We start from the raw sequence: 14,592 nt of genomic DNA, 5'->3' as shown, positions 1-14,592 counted from the left end.
TGATCTCCTTATGCACGCACGGCCGCGATGACCCGGCCCACGTCATGATCCGACAGTTCCGCATGCAGCGGCAGCGCCATGATCCGGCGCGACAGGTCTTCCGCCACCGGCAGTGCCGCGCCATCATGGGCACCGACATAGGCAGGCTGCTGGTGCAGCGGAAGCGGATAATAGATGGCCGACGCCACGCCATGGCTTTTCAGCTTGTGCTGCAGGACGGCACGGTCTTTTTCCCCCTTCGTCAGGACGGAATAGATCGCCCATGAACCGTGGCTGTGCGGCACGCGCGCCGGCGGGATCACATGACCCGCGATGCCTGCATCATACGCGTCCGCAATGGCGCGCCTGCGTTCGAGTTCCATGTCGAACACATCCAGCTTGGCCAGCAGGATCGCGGCCTGGATGGTGTCCAGCCGCGCATTCATGCCAGTGCGCAGGACCTCGTACCGGGTCTTGCCTTCACCATGGGTGCGCAGCGAACGGTACAGTTCGGCCCGCTGCGGGTCATCGGTCAGGATGCCACCCGCATCACCATAGGCCCCCAGCGGCTTGGAGGGGAAAAAGGACAGGGTGGTCGCCACCGCCTCACGCCCCAGCCTGCGGCCCGACAGCGTCGCACCAAATGCCTGCGCACAGTCTGCCATGAGGAACAGCTTCTCCTCCTCGGCAATGGCGCGCAGTTCGGGCCACGGGGCAGGCTGACCGAACAGGTCGACGCCGATCACGGCACGCGGGCGCAGCTTTCCTGCCTGGCGGACATCGGCAATGCGCTTGCGCAGGCTGGCGGGGTCGATCTGGAAGGTCTCAGGGTCGACATCCACGAAGACCGGGGTCGCCCCCAGCACCAGCGGCACCTCCGCCGTGGCGGTATAGGTGAAGGCAGGCAGGAATACCGCGTCACCCGCGCCGATTCCCTCGGCCATCAGGACAATCTGGATGGCGTCCGTCCCGGACGATACCCCGACACACTGCGCGGCACCACTGTAGCTGGCCAGCCGTTCTTCCAGTTCGGTGACTTCAGGCCCCATGACAAAACGGCAGTGTTTCATGACCGCGTCGACACGCTGCCTGATTTCATTGGCAATCAGGCCCTGCTGCTGGGGCAGGTTCAGAAAACCTATGGGAGCTTCCGCTGGAGCGTTCATGATGCATTCCTTTCCACATCGACCTGTCCCGCTGTGTCCGGAACGGCCACGCCATGCGGGTTATGGGCAAATTCGGGGACAAGCCTGCGGACAAGGTCCAGCGCGCGCGCGCCATCACCATCCCGGCATGCCAATGTAAGTGCATCCATGATATTGGCGACCTGCGCAAGGTCCACCGTACGCGGCGTTGCCATCCGCAGGCCGGGACAGTCGGTGGGCTGCAGGATTTCCTGCTTGTAAAACAGGTCCTCGGTCAGCTTTTCCCCCGGCCTCAGCCCGGTAAAGCGGATCTGCACGTCCCGATCGGGCCGCAATCCCGCCAGCACGATCATCTGGCGTGCCAGATCGACAATGCGCACCGGCGTGCCCATGTCCAGCACAAATACCCCGCCACTGCGCAGCAGTACCGCCATGTCGTCCGCCTGCCCCCCCGTGCCCCGCGCAGTGGCCTGCAGCACAAGGCCCACCGCTTCGGACACCGTCATGAAATACCGCGTCATGCGCGGGTCGGTCACCGTAAGCGGGCCACCGCATTCCAACTGGTGGCGAAACAGGGGAATGACCGACCCAGTGGATCCCATGACATTGCCAAACCGCACGGTCACGCACCGCATGTCCCCCCCGTCTGCACGGTTGCGGGCTGCCACATCCAGTGCCTGACAGTACATTTCTGCAATGCGCTTGGACGCCCCCATCACGCTGGCGGGATTGACCGCCTTGTCCGTGGAAACCAGGACCATGGCCGTCACCCCATACCGGGCGGCGGTATCTGCCACGATGCGGGTGCCGGTCACGTTGGTCAGCAGTCCCTCGCACGGGTTTTCCTCCACCATGGGCACGTGCTTCAGCGCCGCGGCATGGAACACCAGTTCAGGACGGAAACGGGCAAATATGCGCTCCATCCTTCCTGCATCGCGTATATCGGCCAGGACAAGGTGGCGCGTAATGTCAGGGGCTTTTTCCGCAAGGTCGATATCCACCTGCCATAACGGAAATTCGCCAATATCCACCAAAATCATCTGGTCAGGGGCATGACCCGCGATCTGGCGGGCCAGTTCGCTGCCAATCGATCCGCCCGCCCCCGTAATCAGCACACGCCTGCCGCGCAGCATGTCGGCAATGCCCTGCCCATCCGGTGCGACAGCCGGGCGGTTGAGCAGGTCTGACAGCCTGACCGGATGCAGAGGCGTCGTAACACCCCCCGCGATACCCGACAGGTCGGGCATGCAGCGCACCTGCGTGCCGGTTTCCTGCGCCATCCGCAGGACAGTGGACAGACGCTCGCCACGAAAGCGCGGATCGGCCACCACCAGCAGCAGTTCATCTTCAGCCCGAAACGCCGACAGGATGCCCGGCAGGTCCGCCACCTGCCCCAGCACCGGCACGCCGCGCAACCTGCGGCCGGGACGGCGCTGGCGACCTTCGACCACCATACCCACGACCAGACCGCCCATATCGGGCATCAGGCTCAGGAACCGGCTTGCGTCCTCCCCATCCCCCAGCAGGATCACACGTCGGCCGCCCCTGTCCCGCCCGCCCCGATAGGACCGCCAGCACTGGTAACCCGCACGCACTCCCGCCATGATAACGAAGGCCGCCATGGCATACGCCCCGCCAAAGGCCGCCGCGCGCGCGCCCCCCGACGGGGCAAGCACACCCACAACCAGACCGCCAGCCAGCGTGCATGCGCCCGCCAGCCGCCAGAAATCGGACCGCCCCGCGAAACGCCAGTGCTGCTGGAATATACGGAACGGCCAGCCCGCCCCCCCGATGGCCGCCATGCCCAATACGGACAGGCCCCACCACGGCCATGCGGTATCAGGATAAGGGCTCAATCCCGTCGCCACGATTGCGGCCAGCCCCCCCATGACCGTATCAAGGGTGCTGTTTACGGCCAGCGTCCGTATCTTGCGCAGGCACTCCGCCATGCTGCCACTGCTTGAGGATTGCGTAACCATTACCCTCCCCCTATAGCCGAGCAGATGCAGGGCAAGAAGGAGAGATCATGCCCCCCTTCCAGCTTTCATGACCATGTTCCATTCATTTCATGCCGAAAACGTCTTTTTCGGGCTGTTCGTGGTGGCGGCGATCCTGATGTCCGCCGTGCTGTCGCGCCGGGTGATCGCGATGCGCGTGCTGGATTACCCCACCGGGCGCAGCGCCCATGCCATGCCGGTGCCCAAGGGCGGCGGACTTGCGATTCTGATCGTATTCGTGGTGGGCGTGCCGCTGGGGCAGATGATCTGCCATCGCCATGCGGATACGGCGGACGTGACACTGCTGCTTGCCACGGTGGGACTGGGGCTGTTTTCATGGCGCGACGACATGCAGCCCATGCCGCCGGTATGGAAACTGGGGGCGCAGATTGCAGCAGCCGCGCTGGTGGCATGGGGCGACATGACTGGCGGGTCGGTACATGCGCTGACAATGGGCGGACTTGGGCTGGGGGTCGTATGGCTGGTGGCCCTGTGCAACTGCATCAATTTCATGGACGGGCTGAACGGACTGGCCAGCGGGTGCACGCTGATCGCGGGCGTGATTACGGCGGGGCTGTGCATGCTTGCAGGCGGCGGGGTGGAAACATGGGGTAGCGCCCTGATGCTGGCAGCCGCCTGTGCCGGTTTTCTGCCCTTCAACTTTCCCCATGCGCGACTGTTCATGGGCGATGTGGGCAGCCAGTGCTGCGGGCTGGTACTGGGGGCGCTGGGACTGCGCATGGCGGGCATGCCGCAACTGGCCCATGGGGCATGGCTCATGCCGCTCATGCTGTCGGGGCTGCTGGTGGATGTCATCGTAACCCTGCTGCGGCGGCTGTACTGCCGCCGCCCCATCATGCAGGCGCACCGGGAACATTTCTACCAGATGGCCCATCGCAGCGGCATGCCGGCTGTCGATATTACGGTCGTGACATGGGCGGGCACGGTGTGCGGCGGCATGGGGGCCGGCGTCGTGGGCATGGGATGGGCCAGTCCCGGCCCCATCCTGCTGATCGTAGGCCTGATCCAGCTTGTATGGGTCACCAACGTCATACGCCGGGTGGGACGTATTCCCGGCCTGTCATGGTAACAAAAAACAGGGGGAACGGCCTGCTGCCCGTTCCCCCTGATTCTTTTGCCCTGACAGCGGATCTTATTTGCGCAGGGTAATCTTCATGCCCTGTGCTGCGGCGGCCAGACGGCCACCGGAACTGGACGTATCAAGGCGGATACGGACACCCGCGGGGTTGTTGAGCAGCACGGCGCCCACGCCGGTCCCGGCCGTAACATCCCCGTTGACGGCGGCATAGCTGCCTTCAAAATCCTTGACCCTGGTCAGGTTATAGACCTCACCCTGGCCAGTGATGTTGGCATAACCCACGGCCGCCAGCGAACCGCCCTCGATCTTGAAGCGGTAGGTGTGGTTCTGGAACACCAGCTTGCCCGTGCCCCACGTATGGCCAACCCCGATATCAAGCGACTTGAACTTCATCGTGACATGACCCGATGGCGTGCCAAGCGATGATTCCGCAGCCCGTGCCAGTGTCGGCGCGCCCGCAAGCGGCGCCATGATCATGGCCAGGGCAACCAGACGTCTTGAAATGCGCATGGAATTGAAACCTTTTGTCTGTTTGAGCATGAAGTGAACCCTCATGTAACTCAGCCAGCGCGGCGATGTTCCTCGGTCCGACGCGTACGCGTGGCCTTGCGGGCGGGGGCCGCCGCCTTTTCCTGCGTTGCCGCTTCATTCACGATGCTGCACAGGTCACGCAGGTAGGCCTTGCCCTTGATGGTGTGCTTGATCAGCACCGAGCGGCGATCCATCGGGTCCGGCGCACGACGGGCGAGGTCCAGCGCCTTCAGCCGGTCCAGCGCACGGGTGATGGCGGGCTTGGACACGTTCAGTTCAGCCGCAAGGCCACGTACGGTGTGCGAACCGTCGCCACGCAGGTAACAGGTCAGGAACACGGCCAGCTGTCGTGCCGACAGGTCGGGGCCGTCGCGGCGGACCATCGCGACAATGGTATCGCGTAACGAATTGATCATCTGATCCGTATTAGTGTCTGATGACTTGCTCATCGGTGAAAATCCTCTGTCAGAAGTCAGCCTGCGGACCGGTGCGCATGAATGCGGAATCGGGCGGACTGGAATGGTGCGTTTTGGTTCTGCCTATATAATTAGCATTTACGGCATATATAAGTCGCACCAACCAAATTAGTTCGCATCCGGCATTGTTTCTTTAGTGATGCATTCTGTCCTCGATATTAAATATTTTTAACATCCCTTCGTAAACCGCTCTTAAACCAAGACTTTCTCCGCCTTCTGGCCGTCCGGGTCGTGCCGAATCGTTCCATCCATACGTGTCGATATGAACCCAGCGCACATCAGTTTTGACAAAATTTTCTAGAAAAAGCGCCGCCGTAATCGCCCCGGCCATGGGTTTGGATGAAATATTGTTCATATCTGCCACCGGACTGCGCAGCCATTTCCGGTAACCCGACCACAGCGGCAACTGCCACAGCGGGTCACCACAGGCCAGACCGGATGCCACAAACGCTCCCGCCGTTTCATCATGGTTGCTGAACACAGCCGGCACATCCGGCCCCAGCGCCACGCGGGCCGCCCCGGTCAGGGTCGCGGCATCCACCAGCAGGTCCGGCTGGCGTTCGCACGCCGCATGCAGCAGATCACACAGGACCAGCCTGCCTTCGGCATCGGTATTGCCGATTTCCACCGTCAGCCCCGCGCGGGTCTTCACCACGTCGGATGGCCGCATGGCATGGCCCGATACGCTGTTTTCCACGCAACCCAGACGCAGTTCCAGCCGTATCGGCAGGTCACGCAGCATGACCAGCCGCGCAAGGGCCAGCATGATGGCAGCGCCCCCCATGTCCTTTTTCATCCGCAGCATGGAAGACGGCGGCTTGAGGTCATATCCGCCCGTATCGAAACACACGCCCTTGCCCACCAGCGACACCAGCGGCGCCGTCTCGGTGGCGGTGCTGCCCTGCCAGCTGGCTTCGACCACACAGGGCGCGCGGTCCGATCCCATGCCAACATGCAGCACGGTCGGGAAATCCTGCGCCAGCCGTGCCCCGCGAATGACCGATACATCCGCCCCCAGCGGGGCCAGCGCCATCTCGGCCGCCTTCGCCAGATCATCCGGCCCCATGAGGTTGGGCGGCGTATTGATCAGTGAACGGGCCAGATTGATGCACCGCGCCATGCTGGCCGCAGCCTGTCCCCCCGTATCCACCATCAGCCGCGCAGCCGGGACGGCCGGTGCTGCATCACGCCCGAAAGCGGGCATGCGATAGGCACCAAGGCAGAAGCCCAGTGCGATATCACCAACCTGCACATCCGCAGGCGCACGCACCTGCCATGCCCCCGCGGGAAGCGAGTCGGGCAGTGCCCCGAACACGAACGGATCGGTACCATCCGCCTGCTCCGCAATGCCCAGCAGGGCTGTCGTAATGGTGCCATCCGCACCGGGCAGCAGCAGCACCTGACCATAACGGGCGGCAAAACCGGCCTGACGGGCAAAGCGGGCCGCCACTTCGCCCACCACCGCGTCCAGTTCCCCCAACATGGAGGGACGGATGGCATGCACCATACCCACCGCTTCGCCGTGCACATCCTCCGCCGCGATCAGGCAGTCCTGCGTTTCCAACGCGTTCATCACACGTCCCTTCCCTGCATATGTTCCTATTTCCGGCAGGTTGCGTCCCCCGTCCGGGCAACGCAACACCCCATCGCGACCAGTATGTGGTTTTGCTTGCATTTGCCGTCACTTGGCCGGAGCATACGTCCATGACGGGTGTACCCAAGGGCACTGGTGGCCCCTATCGCGCAGCGGCCGGACATGGTTCCGGCCCCCATTCCGATACGCTGGTCCGGGCGGTGCTCGGCCCGACGAATACCGGAAAAACCCATCTGGCCATAGAAAGGCTGCTTTCGCATTCCAGCGGCATCATCGGTTTTCCCCTGCGGCTGCTGGCGCGTGAAAACTATGATCGCATGGTGGCACAGAAGGGGGCGCATGCTGTCGCCCTGATCACGGGCGAAGAAAAGATCATCCCGCCAAAGGCACGCTGGTTTTCATGCACGGTGGAAGCCATGCCGCTGGACCGGCGCGTGGAATTCGTGGCCGTGGATGAAATCCAGCTCTGTGCCGACCCTGATCGTGGCCACATCTTCACCGACCGGCTGCTGCATGCGCGCGGGATGTCGGAAACCATGTTTCTGGGCGCGGATACCATACGCAACCTGATCCGCCGCCTTGTGCCGGGCATCGAGATCGAACACCGCCCCCGTCTGTCGCAGCTGACGCATGCGGGCGCCTGCAAGCTGACACGCCTGCCACCGCGTTCGGCCATTGTCGCCTTTTCCGCGGGCGAGGTTTACGCCATTGCCGAACTGCTGCGCCGCAGGCGGGGAGGATGCGCCATTGTCATGGGGCAGCTTTCGCCGCGCACCCGCAACGCGCAGGTGGCGCTGTATCAGGAAAAGGAAGTCGATTACCTCGTCGCGACCGATGCGATCGGCATGGGCCTGAACATGGATGTAAACCATGTCGCCTTTGCCAGCCTGTCCAAATTCGACGGCACGCGCATCCGCCCACTGACGGCGGGGGAAATCGCACAGGTGGCGGGGCGCGCCGGTCGCGGTCTGCGCGATGGCACATTCGGCACCACCGGAACCTGCCCGCCTTTGTCCGAGGAACTGGCCGAAGCAGTGGAAGAACACCGTTTCGACCCACTGACCCGGTTGGCATGGCGCAACAGCGATCTGGATTTTTCCTCACCCGACCGGCTGCTGTCCAGCCTCAACCGCGCCTCTCCCCGTCCCGAACTGGTGGCGGGGCATGAGGCAAGCGACATGCTTGCCCTGTCCGCGCTGGCGGCGAGCACCGAAATCCGTCCGCTGGTCCATTCCCGCGCCGCGACGCGCCTGTTGTGGGAAAGCTGTCAGATACCGGATTTTCGCAAACTGGGCGATGACAGCCATATCCGCCTGTGCGGGCGGATCTTTACCCACCTGATTCAGGACGGGCGAATTCCCGCAGCGTGGATGGATAACCAGATCACCCATTTTTTCCAGACGACGGGCACCATAGACTCGCTCATGCAGCGCCTGGCGGGCATCCGTGTGTGCAGCTACATCGCCGCCCGCCCTGGCTGGATCGCCAATGCGGAACACTGGCAGGCCCGCACGCGCGAAGCCGAGGACAGGCTGTCCGATGTCCTGCATGAACAGCTTACCGCACGTTTCGTGGACCGTCGCGCCACCACCCTGATCCGCCGGCTGGACGAAGGCGGCCATGACAACCTGCTTTCCGCCGTAACGGCACAGGGCAATGTCGTGGTGGAGGGACATGAAGTCGGCCGCATTGCCGGGCTGGACCTGATCGCGGGCGAACACACCGATGCCGAGGACGGGCGCCTTCTCATGCGCGCGGCACGGCGGGCGGTGCGCAGTGAAATCCCGCGCCGTGTCGCGGCCCTGGTGCAGGACGATGACCAGCAGTTCGCCTTTTCTGTCGACGGTTCGCATATCCTTTGGCAGGACATGCCCATCGCGCGGATGCAGCCGGGTAGTGACATGCTGTCACCGCGCCCGCAGGTGCTGGACAATCCGCTGCTGGACAATGCCCAGCGCGAACGAATCCGCAACCGCCTGCAGACCTGGCTGGGACAGGTCGTGCGTGAACACCTTGCTCCCCTGTTTGCCGTGCAGGCAGCAGTAGCCAGCACGCCGGAACTGCGCGGTATCATCCATCGCCTTATGGAAGGTGCGGGGGTCGCCCCGCTCCATCGCGGCGAACGCCTTGGACACGACATGACCCACCGGCTACGGCGGCTGGGGGTGCGGGTGGGTCACTACAGCCTGTTCATGCCCGCGATCCTGAAGGAACGTCCCATGCAGTTACGGGGCTGGCTGGTGGCGATCAGCCTGCACATGCCCTGTCCGCCCCTGCCCGCCATGGGCCGCATTACGTTACCACCCGACGCCCTGCCACCCGCCTTCATGGACCGGATCGGCTGGCTGGATGCGGGGCCTGTGCGGATCAGGCTGGATATCGCCGAGAAATTTATCCTTGAACTGGCGCGCATGACACGTCGGGCGCCCATACCACTGCCTCCCCATCTGGCATCACGGCTGGGCATACGGCGCGAAATGCTGCCTGCGGTGATGAAAGGGCTGAACATGCGTGTCTATCATCCACGTCCCATGGCGGCCAACCGCTACGGGCCACCCGCCCCGGTGATGATCCGCTTCCTGCCTGAAAACGAAAATGGCGGCAGGGAAAAAGCCGTGCGGACCGTCCCCCCCCGCAATCACAGGCAACCGGCCACGGCCACCCGGTCGCGACGGGCCGACAGCCCCTTCGCCGCCCTGGCGACCCTGCTCAACCGTTCCTGACCGCCATGACACAGCCCCCCGATCCCATCATGAACCAGCGACTGGACCTGTGGCTGCTACATGCCCGTTTTGGCCGTAGCCGCAGCATCTGCGCCAGGATCGCATCCGGTGGCCATGTCCGCATCAACCGCCAGCGCATAACCAAAGCGCATGCACAGGTGCATGTGGGTGATATCCTGACCCTGCCCTCCCCGGACCGGCAGACGGTGATCGTCATACGTGTCGTGGCCTGTGCCGAACGGCGGCAATCCGCCCCACTTGCACAACTTCTGTATGAAATTGTCCCGGAAACTGTCTGAATATTGTGGCCGACAGGCCAATACAGACGATGATTATGCATTAGCCGCCGTCTTGGGCTTGCCACGGCCCGAAAACACTCTCATATCTTCCGCCATTCCTGATGAGGTCATGCCCCATGTGGCACCTCATCCCTTTTAATGGCCGGGCCTATTGCCGCAGGCCGAACAAATAATGATCGGAGATAGGCGATGACCTATGTGGTCACCGAAAACTGCATTCGCTGCAAATTCACAGATTGTGTCGAAGTCTGTCCGGTTGACTGCTTCTACGCCGGTGAAAACTTTCTGGTAATCAACCCGGACGAATGCATCGACTGCGGTGTGTGCGAACCAGAATGCCCGGCTGAGGCCATCTTCCCCGATAGCGACGACCGCGCCACTCCCTGGGCCGAGCTGAACGCCAAATATGCCGCGGTGTGGCCCAACATCACGCGCAAGATTGACGCCCCGGCCGATGCCGAGGAATGGAAAGACAAGCCCAACAAGAAAGAGCTGCTTTCCCCTGAACCACAGAAAGGCTGATCCCAGCCTTTTCCATCGGGTTACCCCATAAAAAAAGACCGGCACGAGTGATCGTGCCGGTCTTTTTTTATGCCGTCCGGCACAGGGGCAGTTACCTGCCCCCGCACCCTGACATGATACCGCTTAGCGCGACATCATGTTGATGGCCGTGTCATGCATGATGAACATCGTGCCGGCCACAAGGACCAGGACCGAAAGCACCGTGAAGACAAATGCCATGACATTCCAGCGCTGTTCGGACGAACCGTTCATGTGCAGGAAATAAATGAGGTGAACAACAATCTGCACCACCGCCAGCAGGGCAATCGCCCCACCGGTGCCGGCCGGTGACATCGCATGCGACATCACCAGACCGAAAGATGCAACCGTCAGGATAACGGCAAGTACGAACCCGGTAAGGTAAGACCCTACACTCCCGTGGCTCTCTCCCGAGGAAGAAATATGGTCTGCCATCAGATCACACTCATCAGATAGACAAAGGTGAAGACACAGATCCAGACGATATCCAGAAAGTGCCAGAACAGGCTGAGGCAGGTCAGCTTGCCGATCATGCGTTCGTTCAGCTCGGTCTTGCCAGCCGTCTGGAACAGCAGGACAGCCATCCACAGCAGGCCGCAGGTGACATGCAGACCATGCGTGCCAACCAGCGTGAAGAAGGCGGACAGGAACGCACTGCGATCCGGGCCGTTACCTTCGGCAATCATGTGAGAGAACTCACGGATTTCCATGAACAGGAAGCCCAGCCCCAGCAGGAAGGTCACCCCGAGCCAGGTCCGCATGGTGCTGACCTTGTTCTCATGGGCGGCGATCATGCCGAAACCGTAGGTGATGGAGCTGAACAGCAGGATTGCCGTTTCAATGCCAACACCCGAAAGTTCGAACACTTCGTGGCCGGTCGGACCGCCGGCAAACTGGTCACGCAACACCGCGAACACTGCAAACAGTGTACCGAAGATGATGCAGTCCGTCATCAGATACAGCCAGAACCCGAACACCACGGGAGATTCGTGGTGTTCATCATGGGCATGGGCTGCATCAGCAGTCATGTTTTGCGCCATTATTCCGCTGCCTGTGCTGCCATAAGGTTATGGGTGTGCTCCTGCTCAATGCGAACCACCTCGGACACCGGCACATAGTAATCGACGTCGTTGTCGGACGAACGGGCGATCACCGTAGCGATGACACCGATCAGACCAACAGCCGCCAGCCACCAGATGTACCAGATCGCACCGAAGCCAAGCACGAAGCTGAAGGCACCGATCAGGAAACCGCATGCCGTGTTCTTCGGCATATGGATCGGCTGATAGTTGCCACCGGCCTGACGCGTGTCGATACCGGCTTCCTTGTCATGGGCAAAGGCGTCCAGTTCGTGGACTTCCGGCAGGATGGCGAAGTTGTAGAACGGCGGCGGCGAAGACGTGGACCATTCCAGCGTACGTGCGTTCCAGGGATCGCCCGTCAGGTCGCGGTTTTCGGCCAGATTGCGATCACGGATCGAAACATACAGCTGGGTCAGCTGGCACACGATACCGCATGCGATCAGAACCGCACCAACTTCAGCAATCAGCAGCCAGGGATGCCATTCGGGGTTGTCGTAGTGGTTCATACGACGGGTCATGCCTTCGAAACCGAGGACATAAAGCGGCATGAACGCAACATAGAAACCAATGAACCAGCACCAGAACGCGCGCTTGCCCCAGGCTTCGTTCAGCTTGAAGCCGAAAGCCTTCGGGAACCAGAAGTTCATGGCAGCGACGTAACCGAAATACACACCACCGATAATCACGTTATGGAAGTGGGCGATAACGAACAGGCTGTTGTGGAGAACGAAGTCAGACGCCGGGATTGCCAGCATGACACCGGTCATACCACCGATGGAGAAGGTGATCATGAAGCCGATCACCCAGTACATGGTCGCGTGGAATTCGATACGCCCCTTGTACATCGTGAACAGCCAGTTGAAGATTTTCACCCCGGTCGGAACCGCGATGACCATCGTCATGATACCGAAGAACGCGTTAACGTTCGGGCCGGCACCCATGGTGAAGAAGTGGTGAACCCACACCACCAGCGACAGGACCATGATGGAAGCGGTCGCATAGACCATGGTCTTGTAGCCGAACAGCGGCTTGCGGGAGAAAGTCTGCGTGATTTCGGAGAAAGCACCGAAGGCAGGCAGGACAAGGATGTACACTTCCGGATGGCCCCAGCCCCAGATCACGCTCAGATAGAGCATCTGGTTGCCGCCGCCGTCATTGGTGAAGAAGTGCATGCCCAGGTAACGGTCCAGACCCAGGAGGCCCATGGCCACGGTCAGGATCGGGAAGGCAACCATGATCAGCACGGTCGTGCAGAAGATGGTCCAGGTGAACACCGGCATACGCATGTAGGTCATGCCCGGCGCACGCATCTTCACGATGGTCGCGAAGAAGTTCACACCGGTCAGCAGCGTGCCGACACCGGACAGCTGCACCGCCCAGATGTAGTAATCAACACCGACACCGGGGCTGAACTGCTGTTCGGACAGGGGCGGGTAAGCCAGCCAGCCGCACTGCGAGAACTCACCGATGAACAGCGAGACGTTGACCAGCAGGAAGCTGATGGTCGTCATCCAGAAGCTCAGTGTGTTCACGAACGGGAAAGCCACGTCACGCGCACCGATCTGCAACGGCACCACGATGTTCATCAGACCCTGCATGAACGCCATGGCCATGAAGAAGATCATGATCGTGCCGTGTGCGGAGAAGATCTGGTCATAATGGTGCGGCGGCAGGTAACCGGGGTTACCGGCATAGGCCAGCGCAAGCTGGGAACGCATCATGATCGCGTCCGCGAAACCACGGAACAGCGCCACGAGTGCGACAACGATATACATGACACCAATGCGCTTGTGATCGACCGAGGTCAGCCATTCACGCCACAGGTAGCCCCATTTACCGTAGTAGGTGATGAGACCGACGACGGCCAGGCCAGCAATGGCCGCACCGATGAAGGTCCCAACAAGGATCGGCACATCATAAGGAATGGCCGACAAAGTTAATTTGCCTAACATCTGTCCTATTCCTTCATGTTCATGTCGGACATCGCGGACTGCTGCACATGCAGCATCTTGCCGGTGCTCTTATCCATGACCATGCCATTGTTGTACTTGGCAACGATGTCATCGAAGAGACCTGCATCGACATGCGAGAAGTATTCAACCGGGTTGGCCTCGCTCGGCGCGGCCAGCTTCGGATAGCTTGCGCTGTCCAGCTGTTCGGAAGAAGCCTTCACCTTCTCTACCCACGCGCTGTACTGGTCCGCAGGCATTGCCAGCGCACGGAAACGCATGTCGGAGAAACCACGGCCGCTGAAGTTGGAGGATTCACCCTGGAAATCACCAGCTTCGTTCGCGATCAGGTGCAGCTGTGTCTGCATCCCGGCCATGGCATAGATCATCGTGCCGAGCTGCGGGATGAAGAAGGAGTTCATCACGGAGTCAGAGGTGATCCGGAAATCAACCGGCGTGTTCACCGGCATGGCCATCTGGTTGACGGTCGCGATCCCTTCATCCGGATAGATAAAGAGCCACTTCCAGTCCAGCGCCACAACATCGACATGAATAGGCTTGACGTTGGCTTCAGCCTCAAGCGGCTTGTACGGGTCAAGCGAATGACATGTCTGATAGGTCAGCACTGCCAGGAACAGGATGATCAGGCTGGGAACGGCCCAGATAACCACCTCGATCTTGTTGGAATGCGACCATTTCGGCAGATATTCCGCCGAAGTGTTGGACTGACGGTACTGCCATGCGAACAGCAGTGTCAGGATACATACCGGTATCACTACCAGCAGCATCGCGTAGGTCGAGGTCAGGATCAGGCTTTTTTCCTGAGCACCGATCACGCCTTTGGGGTCGAGCGTATCCCACGTACAGCCTGCTAACAGCGCTGCCGAAGATAGGCTCATCAGCTTCGTTAATCTTGGCAAGATTTTTTTCTTCATCTCACGCCTCGTTGGTTTCGACATCACCCTGTTTTGCTCACATCCTCGCTTCATCCACGGGCTTAGACAACAACGGCCACGTTATACGCCTGGCAGGAAAAATGCATCCGACTTTCCCCTGGCACCCAGCGACATCGCGCCTACGTCGACTTCCGAAATCGACACATGGTCTTTTTCGGTTTGCATCCGTCATGAGTTAGTTGCCGACCGGCTGACCATGATCTTGATCAATACGGCCCGCCA

At 61.2% G+C, this 14,592-nt stretch carries 13 protein-coding genes; 4 read left to right on the top strand and 9 right to left on the bottom strand.

Annotation, left to right across the window (positions count from 1 at the left end):
• Positions 1-8: 8 nt before the first annotated feature.
• Entirely contained in the window at positions 9-1,145 is a 1,137-nt protein-coding gene (locus MSKU9_RS15450) for a DegT/DnrJ/EryC1/StrS family aminotransferase (protein WP_141262276.1), read from the bottom strand.
• Positions 1,142-3,073 carry a polysaccharide biosynthesis protein gene (locus tag MSKU9_RS15445; RefSeq protein ID WP_141262331.1) on the bottom strand — a complete coding sequence of 644 codons (1,932 nt, stop codon included), beginning with the start codon at positions 3,071-3,073 and terminating at the stop codon, positions 1,142-1,144. The genes MSKU9_RS15450 and MSKU9_RS15445 overlap by 4 nt, the downstream gene beginning before the upstream one ends.
• Positions 3,074-3,176: 103 nt before the next feature.
• Here MSKU9_RS15445 and MSKU9_RS15440 point away from each other — a divergent pair, with 103 nt between their 5' ends.
• On the top strand, positions 3,177-4,211 hold the full coding sequence (locus MSKU9_RS15440) for a glycosyltransferase family 4 protein (protein ID WP_227002517.1): 1,035 nt from the start codon (positions 3,177-3,179) through the stop codon (positions 4,209-4,211).
• A gap of 63 nt (positions 4,212-4,274) precedes the next feature.
• Here MSKU9_RS15440 and MSKU9_RS15435 read toward each other — a convergent pair whose 3' ends face one another.
• The 3 genes from MSKU9_RS15435 to MSKU9_RS15425 form a co-directional block, all read right to left on the bottom strand.
• A complete protein-coding gene (locus tag MSKU9_RS15435; protein ID WP_141262274.1) occupies positions 4,275-4,760 on the bottom strand; it encodes a hypothetical protein in 486 nt (161 codons plus the stop codon).
• Positions 4,761-4,780: 20 nt separating this feature from the next.
• Positions 4,781-5,200 carry a MarR family winged helix-turn-helix transcriptional regulator gene (locus MSKU9_RS15430; protein ID WP_141262273.1) on the bottom strand — a complete coding sequence of 140 codons (420 nt, stop codon included), beginning with the start codon at positions 5,198-5,200 and terminating at the stop codon, positions 4,781-4,783.
• A gap of 160 nt (positions 5,201-5,360) precedes the next feature.
• Complete coding sequence (locus MSKU9_RS15425; RefSeq protein ID WP_141262272.1) at positions 5,361-6,800, bottom strand: leucyl aminopeptidase family protein; 1,440 nt, start codon at positions 6,798-6,800, stop codon at positions 5,361-5,363.
• Positions 6,801-6,931: 131 nt separating this feature from the next.
• Here MSKU9_RS15425 and MSKU9_RS15420 point away from each other — a divergent pair, with 131 nt between their 5' ends.
• From MSKU9_RS15420 to fdxA, 3 genes are all read left to right on the top strand, one after another.
• Positions 6,932-9,544, top strand: coding sequence for a helicase-related protein (locus tag MSKU9_RS15420; protein ID WP_141262271.1), 2,613 nt, complete (start codon positions 6,932-6,934; stop codon positions 9,542-9,544).
• 5 nt (positions 9,545-9,549) lie between these two features.
• A complete protein-coding gene (locus MSKU9_RS15415; RefSeq protein ID WP_141262270.1) occupies positions 9,550-9,843 on the top strand; it encodes an RNA-binding S4 domain-containing protein in 294 nt (97 codons plus the stop codon).
• A 189-nt stretch (positions 9,844-10,032) separates the two neighbouring features.
• Positions 10,033-10,365, top strand: coding sequence for a ferredoxin FdxA (gene fdxA, locus MSKU9_RS15410; protein ID WP_010507641.1), 333 nt, complete (start codon positions 10,033-10,035; stop codon positions 10,363-10,365).
• A 123-nt stretch (positions 10,366-10,488) separates the two neighbouring features.
• Here the strand turns inward: fdxA and cyoD are convergent, their stop codons facing one another.
• From cyoD to cyoA, 4 genes are read right to left on the bottom strand one after another with little or no spacing between them, the layout of a single operon-like run.
• Positions 10,489-10,818 carry a cytochrome o ubiquinol oxidase subunit IV gene (cyoD, locus tag MSKU9_RS15405; protein ID WP_026018424.1) on the bottom strand — a complete coding sequence of 110 codons (330 nt, stop codon included), beginning with the start codon at positions 10,816-10,818 and terminating at the stop codon, positions 10,489-10,491.
• Entirely contained in the window at positions 10,818-11,423 is a 606-nt protein-coding gene (gene cyoC / locus MSKU9_RS15400) for a cytochrome o ubiquinol oxidase subunit III (RefSeq protein ID WP_010507645.1), read from the bottom strand. Before cyoC ends, cyoD begins: the two co-directional genes overlap by 1 nt.
• Entirely contained in the window at positions 11,423-13,417 is a 1,995-nt protein-coding gene (cyoB, locus tag MSKU9_RS15395; protein ID WP_141262269.1) for a cytochrome o ubiquinol oxidase subunit I, read from the bottom strand. Before cyoB ends, cyoC begins: the two co-directional genes overlap by 1 nt.
• Positions 13,418-13,422: 5 nt before the next feature.
• Complete coding sequence (cyoA, locus tag MSKU9_RS15390; protein ID WP_025437651.1) at positions 13,423-14,349, bottom strand: ubiquinol oxidase subunit II; 927 nt, start codon at positions 14,347-14,349, stop codon at positions 13,423-13,425.
• Positions 14,350-14,592 lie beyond the last annotated feature (243 nt).

This window comes from Komagataeibacter diospyri (assembly GCF_006538165.1).
GTDB lineage: Bacteria > Pseudomonadota > Alphaproteobacteria > Acetobacterales > Acetobacteraceae > Komagataeibacter > Komagataeibacter diospyri.
This window is presented reverse-complemented; position numbering and strand designations above follow the sequence as displayed.